This is a genomic window from Bacillus sp. SIMBA_008 (genome assembly GCF_046535495.1).
Classification (GTDB): Bacteria; Bacillota; Bacilli; order Bacillales; family Bacillaceae; genus Bacillus; species Bacillus subtilis.
In genome coordinates this window covers 1-279 of sequence record NZ_JAWRWL010000304.1, presented here as the reverse complement: position 1 = coordinate 279, position 279 = coordinate 1, and the positions used below count along the sequence as shown (strand labels likewise).

Annotated in this window: 1 protein-coding gene; it reads right to left on the bottom strand. The window is 46.2% G+C overall.

The annotated features are described in order from the left end of the window. The coding region (locus SB658_RS23315) for a beta/alpha barrel domain-containing protein (RefSeq protein ID WP_486308206.1) at window positions 1-279 on the bottom strand (279 nt) is incomplete at both ends.

Genomic DNA, 279 nt, shown 5'->3' with positions numbered 1-279 from the left:
GGAAGATACGGTACGCTGTACTGGTTGCATAGAGATGCTATCTCTTTTACAAAATGAGAGCTGACGATAAATGAGGCGCCTGATAAAATGGCGTGTCTCGCTGTTTCGGTATCCATTACAGAACCGGCTCCAAGAAGAATATCTTGATGCCGGAGTTCCTTAAAGACATCTTCCACTTCAGGAGTTGTGTATGTAAGCTCAATGGCGCTGATACCTCCTGAAATGGCCGCTTTTGAAACTTCAAGCGCCTCTTGGCTGTTTTGTCCCCTTATGACAGCC